We start from the raw sequence: 13271 nt of genomic DNA, 5'->3' as shown, positions 1-13271 counted from the left end.
AATGAAGAGTATAAAAGATAAAATGTATTTGTTTTCATTCATAAGTGTAATGACTTTGTGTTTAGTAGCTTGTGATACAAAAGAGAATGCAGCACCAGTCTCCAAAAAGTTCGCTGCGGAAAATATAAATGAGATTTATGTAAAAACAGCAGGACAAAATATTAAACTTCACTCTACAACAGGAAAAGATATTAAGGTTGATACAGGAGAGATGAAAGATCTTAAAGTAAAAGAAGATGGGGAGAAACTAGAGATTATTACAGAGAATTCGTCGTCTATTGTGAATTTGAAAACAGCTACAGTACATATATATCTTCCCGAAAAAGCATATGAAAAAATAGATATTAAAACAGAATCAGGAGAGGTAATAGGAGAGAATATAACATCAAAGCAATTGGATTTGTACAGCGATTCAAGTAATATGACAATAAAGGATTATAAAGGAAATCATATAAAAGGAGTTTCTAACTCAGGAGGGATTACACTACAGGGAATAGAGGGTAGCTTTGATATTCAAAACAATACGGGAGAGGTGAATGTATCCGCTGCTTCAAATCTAAAAAATGAAAGTGAAATAAAAACCGAATCATCTCATATAAATATAAACTTTAAGAAAGAGCCAACAAATCTAGAGGTTGACTTGTCAACACGTGCGGGTCAAATCAAAAATGAATTTTCACTTTCATCGGGTGAAAAAGGAAACGACCATAAAGTAAGAGGGCATATAGGAAGTGGAAAAGAAAATGATGCAAAGTTAATCGTGCAATCTATGACAGGAACGATTGAGTTAAAGCGTAATAACTAACATACATATATAAGGCATATTTTGATAATATCTAAGATTACATCATTGTTAGTAAAAGAAAAGAGGGGATGAAAAGCACATTTTAAATCTAGTTAAAATGTGCTTTTTACTATGTAATAAGAGAATTTTTCAAATTTCTTCATCAGAGGATAGAAGTATGTTTTGTAGTGCTTTTCTATATAAATTAATAGGAATATATTGCTGATTTATGTTATAAAATATGGACATGCCATTTTCTAAGGAAAGCATAGTCCATGCTACTTCTTCGGCTGATAAAGTACATTTATAATCTTCGTTTTGTACTAAATTTTCAATAGACTTGGAAATTTGTTCTACTGCGTCTGTGATCATTCTTGCCCATTTATCTCGCACAGATTCTTCACGCATTGCATACAGAAGAAATTCCATACTAAGCATGCTCCATGTTTTTGTTTTCTGTCTAATGGAATGAGAATACTGATCCATTGTTTCAATAAAACTTGCTAGTGATTGCTGCTGTTCTATTACTTCACGGATGTCTTGTACATATAAATTCATTTGTCGTTCTACAATAGCTAGAAAAAGTTCTTCCTTCGTATGAAAATGAGCATAAACGGCACCTTTACTAAATCCAGCATATTCTGCAATCTTATCAACAGATGCTCCGTGGAATCCTAATTTAGCGAAGGTTTCAAAAGCGGACTCTAAAAGTAATTGTCGTGTTTCTTGTTTTCGTTGTTTTTGTGTTAATCTTCGTCGCCTCATCGTATTCCCCCTTCTCTTGACAAGTATATCATATGGTATTAATATACCGAGTAGTATATAAGTTCGAATTAGTATATAATTTTTGAACGATATATAGAGGGAAAATAAAGTGAAAGAGGGGCTTTATCCCCTAACCGATTATTAACCTTCACCAATCTGGCTTTTATGGGCAGTTGATTTCTCATCTACCTTCTTTGCTGTTGCTGAATTTTGAAGTAGGAGTCTCACTGCCCTAAAATTGTGGGATAAAAAGTAGGAATAAATTTTTTTATTGTAGTAAGATAATCTAGTAGAAGGAGGAAAGGATATCATGGGAGGGAAAAAAGAATTAACAAATTCCAAAAGACAACTATCGGAAATTTTGGCCCAAACTGTTAAGACCGGAATTATTAAATCGAATTTGGTCCCAATGTTTGCTGGATTGACACTGGCTTTATATAAATATCAAATTAGCCCGTTTGAGAAAATTCCAGAAATTATATTTGCTTTTATCGGTTCAATTTTAATAATAGGTGCAGCAGGAGCTTTTAATAATCTGTATGATCGTGATATTGATTCTATCATGGAGAGAACAAAAAATAGACCAACTGTAACCGGAGACATAAGTCCTAAGACGGTACTATGGCTTGGCATATTGATGACAATCTCCGGTTTAGTATTTCTTGCGCTAACTACATATTTAGCAGCATTATTAGGATTTTTAGGTTTATTTTTGTACATTGTACCATATACAATGTGGAGTAAAAGAAGAACAATTTATAATACAGAGATTGGAAGTGTTTCAGGAGCAATGCCACCGCTCATCGGTTGGGCGGCTATGTATCCAGATATAACGCATCCAGCTATTATCGGTCTTTTTATTATCATGATTATTTGGCAAATGCCTCATTTCTATGCGATAGCCATTCGCAAACATGAGGAGTATAAAGCTGCAAATGTTCCGATGCTTCCAGTAGTGAAAGGGATTAAAAGAACATATATACAAACGAATGTGTATTTAATTATTTTAATTATAATAAGTGTTCTTTTAGGTTCATTGAGTATTGGCCTTATGTTAGTATCGCTTATTTTAAGTATTTTATGGCTTATTTTAAGTATTTATGGTTATAAAAAAATGGATTCAGAGAAATGGGCAAAATCATTGTTTATTTTTTCACTTTTCCATATGACGATTTTATTTTCCACAATTATTATTTATTCTCTAGTGGGTATCTTTTTCGGAAGCTGAAAATAAGGCCCTGATGAAAGTTTTTTATAATAAGTTGATTTTCAAAAATAAAAAACAATTTCTCCTGTATAAAAGGGGAAATTGTTTTTTAATGTGTAAATATTGTTTTATATGTGCTAGAAAAACCTTCGCTTCATTTAAACTATATGTTTGATTACTTCATAATAAGGTTATCGGTTTGGAAGTGTGATATGAATTTTTGAGCCTTTTCCGATTTCACTAGCTACATGAATTGTCCCACCATGTGCTGTTATGATTTTATGAGCGATAGCCATACCGAGACCAGTACCTTCACTTGAAACGTTTGTCGTTGTACCTCGATAGTATTGCTTAAATAGATTTTGGACGGTCTTCTCATCCATACCAGCACCAGTATCTTCTATTATAATATGAACATCATTATTTAATAAAATGGATGTATGAATTGTTGTTTCCACTGGATTGTGTAAAATAGCATTCATAAATAAATTTTGTAAAGAACGGTGCAATAATTTTGTATCAATAGGAATCATTATGTTTGTTTTATCTGATTGAAAACTAAAATGATAGTGCTGAGATCGTGGGTCGTTTGTTATATCAGCTATCAGCCTTCTTGTGAATTCAACGATGTTTATTTTTTCTTTTCTTAATGGGATCTGTGAATCTTGAAGGCGAAAAGAGAGGTTTAAGTCTTCAATTAATTCTTTCATATGATCTCCTTTTTGTTGAATTTCTTGCAAGAACTTTTCTTTTTCTTCTTGACTCCAAGTATGGTCTGGCGATAGCATAAGCGCGCTGTATCCTGTAATATAGGTAAGCGGTGTTTTGAGATCATGAGAGATTCCTGCCATCCATTCACGTTTCATTTTCTCAAGTTGTTCACGTTCATTCTCTATTTCTCGTAATCTATTTGTTAAATGTTCTATATTTAGAAATACGTCTTTATATAAGCGATAAGGGCCTTTTAATTTTCCTGTTTTTTTATTGTACATTTGTTTCGTACTTTCTGGCGTTACATAAGAGCCTTCTGCTAGATGGTTAATCCATGAAATTATTCGGAATAAAGGTTTCCCGATATGCCATCCATATATAATAGCACCTAAAATAAGAGTACATATAAATAGACAAAAAACGATAAGAGCTTCCGTGTCCTTGTTATCTTTATTTATTCCGATAAGAGGTAGTATACCTTCCATGAAGATTGCCATGAAAATACCCATAAAAAAAGTACCGATAAATAAACTACGAATAAAATGAAAGCCTAGTCGAAAACCAATTTTCATTTTTGTTGCTCCTTAGTATGCGAGATAAATTTATAGCCAATTCCTCTCAAGTTAACAATGTATGTAGGAGATTTAGGATCTTCTTCTATTTTTTTACGTAATTTAGAAATATGCATCACTACTGTTTTATCATCACCCATGGAAGTCAGTCCCCATACTTGTTCATACAATTGTTCAGCAGTGAAAATTCGATTTGGATGTGTGCATAAGAAAGTAAGTAATTCTAGTTCTTTAGCAGTGCAATGTACAGATTCTCCGTTTACAGTTATCAGTCCCTCGCTAGGATATAGAGAAAAGGATTCGAAATGTAGGTTCAAATTTTCTTCATTGCGATTTTCTTTTATCATATTTTGTCTACGTAGTTGGACATTAATTCGTGCAGCGACTTCTAAAGGATTAAATGGCTTTGTTATGTAATCGTCCCCGCCAATCCCTAAACCTGTTAATTTATCTAAGTCACTAGAGCGCGCTGTCACAAATAGAATGGGGGTATTTGTATAGTTTCGTATTTGTCTACATAATTCGAAGCCGTCTATATCTGGTAGCATAACATCGAGTAAGATGATATCGAATGAACGATTTTTAACTAGATTTAACGTGTCCATTCCGTTTAGAGCGGTTGTTATATGAATGAAGCTTTCTTTCTTTAGGGTAACTACTAACATATCTAGTATGCCTTGCTCATCATCTACTAAAAGGATTTTTTCTGTTCTCATTATGTATCCACCCTTACATATTTTTTGTATCATCAGAAATTACTTGGAAAATATTTCATATATAATAGTTTAACATAATTACGTTTTTGCTAGATAAAAAATAACAACAAAGACTATGCTCTTTGTTGTTATTATGAAAATGAATTTAATTCATCTGTACTAATGGTTCAATTTTGGCCATAAACGATTGATGAAGTGCTTCTACACCATCTACTAAATGAAGGCGATCAATGACAACAGAGACTTTAATTTCAGATGTACTTACCATTTTAATATGAATATTTTCGTCTTTTAATGTAGAGAACATGTCAGCGGCAACACCTGGATTGGATACCATGCCAGATCCGACAATAGATACTTTAGCTAGATGATTTTCATATTCTACAGATTCATATTGAAGTGCTTCTTGATTTTGTTCTAATACTTCTAGCGTTTCTCTTAAGTCATTAGAATGAATAGAAAAGGATAGATGTACAGTGCCTTCATTTGTAATGCTTTGAATAATAATATCTACATTAATATGAGCAGCGGCCAATGTAGAGAAAACAGTTGAAAGTGATCCTTGTTTTAATCCTTTAATTGTTACACGTGTAATATTATCTTCAAATGCAATACCTTTTACGATTGATTGTTGTTCCATGTTACATTCTCCCCTTACAATTGTTCCGTTTTCTTGTTCCATACTTGAACGAACTTCTAAAATTACGTTATGATTTTTTGCAAATTCAACAGCGCGTGGATGCAAAACACCAGCACCAAGATTTGCGAGCTCTAACATTTCATCATAAGAAATTTCATCGAGTTTATAAGCGTCTTTTACGACGCGTGGGTCAGTCGTGTATACACCTGTTACGTCTGTGTAAATATCACATTTTTTCGCTTTAAGCACAGCGGCCAATGCAACAGCAGTTGTATCAGAACCACCGCGACCAAGTGTTGTAATTTCGTTTTCCTCACTTAATCCTTGGAAACCAGCAACAATTACAATCGTACCTTTTTGTAAATGTGATTGAATACGTTCTGTATTAATATCAGTAATCCGTGCGCTACTATGCACAGATTCTGTCGTAATACCAGCTTGCCAACCAGTTAGTGAAATAGCGTCGTATCCTTTTGCTTGCAGTGCTATTGTTAATAAAGAAATAGTAACTTGTTCACCAGTTGTTAGAAGCATATCCATTTCACGTTTACTCGGATTTTCTGTAATAGCGGTAGCAAGTGCAACGAGTTCATCTGTACTTTTTCCCATTGCAGAGACAACTGTAACAACGCTATGACCTCGTTCATATTCTTCAATAATTAAATCTGCTACATGTTGAATGCGTTGGATACTTCCGACAGAAGTACCACCAAATTTTTGCACAATTGTTTCCATTATAAACTCCTTCTTTCGTCCATTTTTATGAATAGAGCAGGAAAGGTGTGTAAAACACATATGGGAGGAAAAGTATAAATCCCAATATTCCTGTAGTTACCACAAAGAAAAACAAAAAACACCATCTCAAATAGGTGAGGATGGTGCTGTTACAGGAAAAGGGAAACAGAAAAAGGAGCTAATAAAAAAACCGCCAAAAAAGGAATATCATATAAAGAATGATATCTCTTTTTTGTAGATAGCTCTTCATACATACACGTCTGTATATATGACAGTTCTGTCTCTATTCGAAAACAGCCCCAATTGATAAATGCAGAGAAATTTATCAATTTCGGCAACACTTCCTTTTTTCTAAACTCATCGACATCTCTGTGTCTCCTTTAAAATACTTATAAGCGCTGCAACCTCTATCTCACGTTTTGGGCGAGAGTGTTTGGTTTATGAAGTTATTGGTAACATTTGTTTTATAATAATTAAAATATTTTAGGAAATCAAGTACTTCGTTAATATTCGGAAAATTAAAACCATTTAATCTGGATAAAAATATAGAAATAGATCGTTTATAAGTGTTATTTTATATTGAAATGTATTGATGTTTTGTATATCAAAAGTCTTAATTATGAGAAAAAAAAGAAAATTAAATGTTATAATGTAAGGAAAAAGAAGGAAGCTGTTTAGAGGAAGGGGATACATATGCAAGGAGAGGTACAAACGGAAAATAAGGGGAGTTATGTAAGCAATTTATTGTTACCTGTTACAAAATCACGTCCTTTTACTTTCTTATGGATTGGTCAACTGCTTTCCGTTCTGGGAAGTTCTATTACAATGGTAATTCTTCCGGTAGTAGTATATACGTTAACAGGTTCAACAGTTGTTATGGGAATGACGATGGCTATGTATATGCTGCCGAATATTCTTGTTTTACCGTTTTCAGGGTTAATCGTTGATCGTATAAATCGAGTTAAATTAATGTTATTTACCGATATTGTTCGATGCATATTAATGACAACTCTTGCGGTACTTATTTTTACAGAAACTTTAACAATCACTATTTTATATGTATTAGTAGCAATGTATGGGCTAATGGAAGGATTATTTCAACCTGCATATTCGGCAGTGCGGGCGAGGGTGTTTGTACCGGAAATCCGTAATGCAGCTAACGCATTAACACAAATGAGTAATCAAGGTGTCCGTTTAATTGGTCCGGCGCTTGGTGGTCTTATTGTTTCGGTCACATCGGCTGGGGTCGGATTTGGCTTAGATGCAGTAACTTATTTGCTGTCATTTATTTGTTTATTATTTTTAAAAGATGTAACAGCTAAAAAGGTACAGAAAACAGCAGATCATAAAATGAATTTTAAAAAAGATTTTACGGAAGGTATTGTTGTCTTAAAAAGCCATCCATGGTTATGGATTACAATTTTAGCATTTTCATTTATTAATATTTGTTACGCAGGAATTATAGTTGTATTAATCCCATGGCTATTTAATGTACATCATCATTTTGAACCTTTTGTCTATGGACTTGGAATGGCATGTTCTGGAGGAGGTGCTGTGGTTGCAGCTCTTATTTTCGGTGGAAAACAGAAGTGGCATAGACGAGGATTGCTCGCTTATGGAGGTGTCCTTATTAGTGGGTCGGCACTTTTAATAATGCCTTTTGTTTCGTGGGCTCCCGGATTAATAGGGCTAATGGCAATCGAAGGGTTTGGAATTATGATTTTTGGTTTAATATGGGAAACGAGCTTGCAAGAACTTGTGCCAGAAGAAGCATTTGGAAGAGTGGCAAGTCTTGATATGTTAGGGTCTTTTGCATTATTACCGTTAGGATATTTAGTCGTTGGCTGGTTGGCGAATATAATCGGGGGCGTTGTGACAATTCTTATTCTAGCCATTGCAGCCATTGTAGTAGTAGCAATAGCGCTACTTGTTCCGAGTATTCGTCAATTTGATTAATATATGCTTATAAAAAATAAGTAAGCTCTGCTAAATGGCAGAGCTTACTGTTCGTGAAATACGAATGTTTGTGTAAATTGCTGTTCTGTTTTTTCTGGGTGACCGTTATAACTAAATTGATTTTCTTCCCAGCTAATAACAACTTCAAATGAATTGGTATCTTCAAATAATGGGAATTTCATTTCTGTAAAACTCGTTTGGCTGCATGACACACTCATATCAGACTTGCTGAATGGCTTGAAAGCGGCTTTTGATTTTGGATTATTGTGGCGTATTTCAACTGATACATTAGATACGTTTTTACCGATATTTTTTACAAGTAGGTAGTATGTATCAAAAATGCCTTGTTTTGGCTGTAAAGTCTTTGGATTGGTGCTGTTAGATTTATCAATTTCGATATACCATTGCTTAGACTTTGAGGCAACGGGTAGTTCTTGAAATGTATAAGCACTTGTTTGCAAAGGAAGTGCTAAACATATAACAATGACTAAGGATATTATTTTTCTTTTCATAATAGATAGGTCTCCAATTCATTGAAAATAGTAGTTTTTAGTTAATATGTGTGATTTTTGAAAAAATATGCGTTTGTTTTTTATTCTTGTAGCATTGTACAGAAGGAGTGATACATATGAATATTGGTAATGTTTTAATTTGGAATATTTTTCATATCAAATTTAGTAATAAAAAGAATTGAATAAAAATACATAATTGCGCTAAAATAATTGAAATTCAACATATTTTTCAATATCATCGTAGGAGGAAATAGAATGAACGCTTTCATTCGAAGGAAATCTATAGACCAATTGCAAAAAGAAGGTCGCAAAAGTAATGGATTGAATCGAGTTCTAGGATTGTGGCAACTTACTGCAATTGGTTTAGGAGGTATTATTGGGGTAGGTATCTTTGTATTAACTGGTGTAGCGGCCTCTGAACACGCAGGACCTGCAGTTATTTTATCTTTTATCATTGCAGGATTAGCTAGTGCATCTGCTGCATTATGTTATGCGGAATTTGCCGGATTAATTCCTGTTGCTGGAAGTGCTTATACATACAGCTATGCTGTACTGGGGGAAGGTGTAGCTTGGCTAATTGGATGGGATCTTTTACTCGAATATATTTTAGTAGTTGGAGTAGTTGCCATCGGGTGGTCTGGTTATATGCAAGAATTGCTGCAACAAATTGGAATTCATATTCCTGTTTGGGCTCAAGGCGCTCCAGGTACAGGTGCTGGTCATAGAGTAGATTTAATTGCAATGATAATAAGTCTTGCTATTGCCGGTTTGTTAACATTAGGTATGGAGTGGGGATCTAAATTTAATACCCTTATGGTTATTATTAAGTTAAGTATTATTTTAGTAGTAATTGCTGTAGGAAGTTTCTATATTGATTCTGCTAATTGGCATCCTTTTATGCCTTTTGGCTTCAATGGTGTAATGAGTGGGGCAGCTCTTGTATTTTTTGCTGTATTTGGTTACGATACATTAACTACAGCGGCAGAAGAAGCAAAAAATCCACAACGTGATTTACCAAGAGCTGTAGTAATTTCTTTAGTTATTGCGTTATGTCTATATGTTGGAATGTCTTTAGTAATTACAGGTATGGCACCATATCATACATTGAATAATGCAGCACCAGTAGCTAAAATTTTTAGTGATGTTGGATTAAAGTGGATTACTTTATTCATTTCTGCTGCAGCTATTACAGGTATTCTTTCTGTTTTATTCTCCTTTATGCTTGCTGGTTCAAGAATATGGTTTGCTATGAGTAGAGATGGTTTGTTACCAAGGTGGTTTACAAAAGTACATCCAAAATATAAGACACCACATCGTCCAACTTTAATAATTGGAGTTATTACTGCAATTATTTCAGGTGTTACTCCTATTAATGAAGTGGCGGAATTAGTTAATATCGGTACATTGTCAGCGTTTATTTTAATTTGTTCATCTATCATTGTGTTACGAAAAAAACGACCGGATTTAGAAAGAAAATTTAAGACACCTTTAGTTCCTTTGATTCCTTTAATTGGGATTGGTTTTTCATTTTATCTTATTATCAGCCTTCCTGAAATTACCTGGATTCGCTTTATGATTTGGATGATTCTTGGACTAGTTATTTATATGTTATATGGAAAAAATAGAAGTAATTTGGCTGGAGATAAAAAATAATAGTAGATACATGTTATGAAAAAAGATGCCAATGGCATCTTTTTTCATTTTTATTTAGTAATATGGAGTACGGCCACATAATGATGAACTAGGTGTAATTAAAAGAAGTATGCTGGTACATCGTATACTACATATACAGCTTGGGAATAAGTCATATTGAGTTCTATTCTTCGATCTTGCTGAAAAATTGTAAAACACACATCTGGATAGTAAATGATAACGTGTGAAAATTTCACAAATTCTTTTTGTTTTTTATTAAAAATAAATGTGAATCTTAGTGTATTTGTTAACATTGAATTTTTTATATAAAACTTTAGATAAGTAGAACGATCAAAATGAAAAAAGAACCTTACAAAAATGTAATGTTAATGTCACAAAATAAGATAGTACATTGTGAGTAATCTTATTAAAATTGAATAGATTATGATTTGTAGGTGGAAACAATAAAAAAATATAATAAGAATTTATTAGAGTCCAAAGGTATATTTTGTTGAAATGTAGCGTGGACTCTCTATAGCAATAAAGGAGAGTATGTAATGAATTTTAAAGATTTAGATTATGAATGGTTCAATTTTATAAATAATAAAGTACAGCAATATCCATTAATAGATAATGTAATGATACTATTTGCAGAATATGTACAATATGCTTTCATATTATTACTCGTCCTGTTATGGATAAGGAATAAACCTAATTTTCGTGTAATGGCTTTTCAAGCGATGGTCGCATTTACTTTAGCGTATTCGATGAATAGAATTATTGAACAATTTCTGTATAGGGATCGACCTTTTGTTTCACATAACATCACACAACTCGTAGATCACGCTGCTAACTCTTCTTTCCCAAGTGATCATGCAACATCAGCTATTGTGATCGCAGCTACATTATTGCTATCTGCATATCGTTTTAAATATACTTGGTTTTTCTTAGCGCTAGGTGTAGCTTTTTCGAGAGTATGGGTAGGCGTACATTATCCACTTGATGTAATTGCAGGGATTGTACATGGAGTATTGATAGCGCTATTTACACAGTATGTTGTATTTAAAATACGTCCTGTCGCTACATTCATTACAAGACCTATTTTTCAAGGAGAACACTAATACATTTGTACCTAAAAAAACTGTCCTAAATCAAAGTATTTAGGGCGTTTTTTTGTTTTTCTCTTTTAGGACTAAAAGAACAAATGAAAATGCTATTGAATATGAAACATTAACCATAGTACATTTAAAAAAAGGAGATTTTTGATAAGGATGGTGAGAAAATGCTTGATAAAGCTGATGGTTCAATAAGGAGTCATATGTATACAGCAGAAGAACAACAAAAGCTATATAAACGAACGTTAGTAATCGTAAGTATTTCACAAATGTTTGGTGGTGCGGGGTTAGCAGCTGGAATTACGGTAGGTGCGCTACTTGCACAGCAAATGCTTGGGACAGATGCATTCGCAGGATTGCCAGCAGCTATGTTTACAATGGGATCTGCAGGAGCAGCTTTAATAGTAGGAAGGATTTCTCAACGTTATGGGCGCAGGATAGGGCTTGCGACAGGATTTATGGTAGGTGGGATTGGGGCTATTGGTGTCGTAATCGCAGCTTTAATAAATAGTATTATTCTCTTACTTGCTTCCTTACTCATTTATGGTGCAGGTACAGCCACAAATTTACAAGCTCGTTATGCTGGTACAGATTTAGCAAATAAGAAACAAAGGGCAACCGCGATTAGTATTACAATGGTTATGACGACTTTTGGTGCAGTTGCGGGACCAAATTTAGTAGGTGTAATGGGGAAATTCGCTCTTTCTCTTAGTATTCCTGAACTTGCTGGTCCGTTCATATTATCAGCAGCTGCATTTTTGTTAGCAGGTCTCGTACTGTTCGTTATGCTTCGCCCAGATCCATTAATAATAGCGAACATGATAGAAACATATAAACAGGAACATACAAAGAAAGGGCATGCGATAACTAACAAACCGAAAGTAAATACAAGAGGTGTTACAGTCGGGGCAATCGTTATGATACTTACTCAAATTGTCATGGTAGCAATTATGACGATGACTCCCGTACATATGGAACACCATGGTCATGGATTACATGAAGTAGGTCTTGTTATTGGATTTCATGTAGGAGCGATGTACCTTCCGTCACTTGTTACAGGAATCCTTGTTGATAAGATTGGTCGAATGGCAATGAGTATTGCTTCCGGAGTCATACTACTTAGTGCGGGTGTGGTAGCTGCCATTGCACCGAACGATTCTTTAATACTCCTGATCATTGCTCTTTCTTTACTTGGTTTAGGATGGAACCTTGGATTAATAAGTGGTACTGCCCAAATTGTTGATGCAACAGAACCTTTAACGCGTGCAAAGACACAAGGGAAAGTAGATGTTTTTATTGCGCTGGCAGGAGCTTCTGGGGGAGCGATGTCAGGCATGGTAGTAGCGAATTCGAGTTATGCAGCATTATCATTAGCTGGAGGAGCTTTAGCTTTATTGCTCATTCCTGTTGTGATTTGGTCTCGGAAAAGTGATGGATAGTATTTGCTAAAAGAAATCAAAGAAGTCACTATACAACATGAATTTTATAAAATTGTGAGGGGTATATCTCTGTTTAGTAGAGGATACCCTTATGCTGATTAGAGTTGTATTTTATTAGAAGGCTTGTCCGCAATCATATTAGTAATGTAACGCGAAAACTAAGGGGCAAAGGAGTTCATAAGCGACTATCGATCTTCTTCGTATAGAAGAGCTGAAATTATAATGGATGGGCCAACCTTTTTTTGAAAAAGTTGGCCTCTTCTCTATCTTCTTTCGTTTCGTATGAATAATAGCAATGTTTAGGGGATGAAGAGGAAATATATTGCAAATGCATGGTTAATTTACTACAAGTACTACACCACGTGGAATGCTTTAGAATGTAGCAACATTGCAATATCAACCATGTATTTTCAAAGCTTTTTTGCAACAGCTTCCAGTTTTACTAGTCTTATTATTTGAATAGAAGTACAGAAAGGGAAATTATGTT

11 protein-coding genes and 1 riboswitch are annotated in these 13271 nt (G+C 34.1%); of the genes, 6 read left to right on the top strand and 5 right to left on the bottom strand.

The genetic code is table 11. From position 1 onward, the window contains the following. Nucleotide 1 precedes the first annotated feature (1 nt). The gene (locus Y7E_RS0116225) at nucleotides 2–805 is read left to right on the top strand and encodes a DUF4097 family beta strand repeat-containing protein (RefSeq protein WP_017152324.1); all 804 of its coding nucleotides are present in this window, start codon (nucleotides 2–4) and stop codon (nucleotides 803–805) included. 129 nt (nucleotides 806–934) lie between these two features. On the opposite strand, the gene Y7E_RS0116220 is transcribed toward Y7E_RS0116225, so the two are convergent. Continuing rightward, nucleotides 935–1549, bottom strand: coding sequence for a TetR/AcrR family transcriptional regulator (locus Y7E_RS0116220; RefSeq protein ID WP_017152323.1), 615 nt, complete (start codon nucleotides 1547–1549; stop codon nucleotides 935–937). Between the two features lie 310 nt (nucleotides 1550–1859). Between Y7E_RS0116220 and cyoE the strand changes: the two genes are divergently transcribed. Beyond that, entirely contained in the window at nucleotides 1860–2777 is a 918-nt protein-coding gene (gene cyoE / locus Y7E_RS0116215) for a heme o synthase (RefSeq protein WP_017152322.1), read from the top strand. 170 nt (nucleotides 2778–2947) lie between these two features. Here the strand turns inward: cyoE and Y7E_RS0116210 are convergent, their stop codons facing one another. From Y7E_RS0116210 to Y7E_RS0116200, 3 genes are all read right to left on the bottom strand, one after another. After that, on the bottom strand, nucleotides 2948–4039 hold the full coding sequence (locus Y7E_RS0116210) for a sensor histidine kinase (protein ID WP_017152321.1): 1092 nt from the start codon (nucleotides 4037–4039) through the stop codon (nucleotides 2948–2950). After that, on the bottom strand, nucleotides 4036–4755 hold the full coding sequence (locus Y7E_RS0116205) for a response regulator transcription factor (protein ID WP_017152320.1): 720 nt from the start codon (nucleotides 4753–4755) through the stop codon (nucleotides 4036–4038). Before Y7E_RS0116205 ends, Y7E_RS0116210 begins: the two co-directional genes overlap by 4 nt. A 145-nt stretch (nucleotides 4756–4900) precedes the next feature. Then, nucleotides 4901–6130, bottom strand: a complete 1230-nt coding sequence (locus Y7E_RS0116200; protein WP_017152319.1) for an aspartate kinase — start codon at nucleotides 6128–6130, stop codon at nucleotides 4901–4903. A 231-nt stretch (nucleotides 6131–6361) separates the two neighbouring features. Next, nucleotides 6362–6548: riboswitch (Lysine riboswitch) on the bottom strand. 275 nt (nucleotides 6549–6823) lie between these two features. Between Y7E_RS0116200 and Y7E_RS0116195 the strand changes: the two genes are divergently transcribed. Beyond that, on the top strand, nucleotides 6824–8086 hold the full coding sequence (locus Y7E_RS0116195) for an MFS transporter (protein ID WP_017152318.1): 1263 nt from the start codon (nucleotides 6824–6826) through the stop codon (nucleotides 8084–8086). A gap of 44 nt (nucleotides 8087–8130) precedes the next feature. Here the strand turns inward: Y7E_RS0116195 and Y7E_RS0116190 are convergent, their stop codons facing one another. Next, the gene (locus Y7E_RS0116190; RefSeq protein WP_017152317.1) at nucleotides 8131–8598 is read right to left on the bottom strand and encodes a hypothetical protein; all 468 of its coding nucleotides are present in this window, start codon (nucleotides 8596–8598) and stop codon (nucleotides 8131–8133) included. Between the two features lie 255 nt (nucleotides 8599–8853). On the opposite strand from Y7E_RS0116190, the gene Y7E_RS0116185 reads away from it, so the two are divergent. From Y7E_RS0116185 to Y7E_RS0116175, 3 genes are all read left to right on the top strand, one after another. Continuing rightward, nucleotides 8854–10251, top strand: a complete 1398-nt coding sequence (locus Y7E_RS0116185) for an amino acid permease (RefSeq protein ID WP_017152316.1) — start codon at nucleotides 8854–8856, stop codon at nucleotides 10249–10251. A 536-nt stretch (nucleotides 10252–10787) separates the two neighbouring features. Then, the gene (locus Y7E_RS0116180; RefSeq protein ID WP_017152315.1) at nucleotides 10788–11351 is read left to right on the top strand and encodes an undecaprenyl-diphosphatase; all 564 of its coding nucleotides are present in this window, start codon (nucleotides 10788–10790) and stop codon (nucleotides 11349–11351) included. 161 nt (nucleotides 11352–11512) lie between these two features. Further along, entirely contained in the window at nucleotides 11513–12784 is a 1272-nt protein-coding gene (locus tag Y7E_RS0116175) for an MFS transporter (protein ID WP_017152314.1), read from the top strand. Nucleotides 12785–13271: the final 487 nt, after the last annotated feature.

This window comes from Bacillus bingmayongensis, from assembly GCF_000299035.1.
GTDB lineage: Bacteria > Bacillota > Bacilli > Bacillales > Bacillaceae_G > Bacillus_A > Bacillus_A bingmayongensis.
The sequence above is the reverse complement of the archived record's forward strand: the minus strand, read 5'-3'. Positions and strand labels throughout refer to the sequence as shown.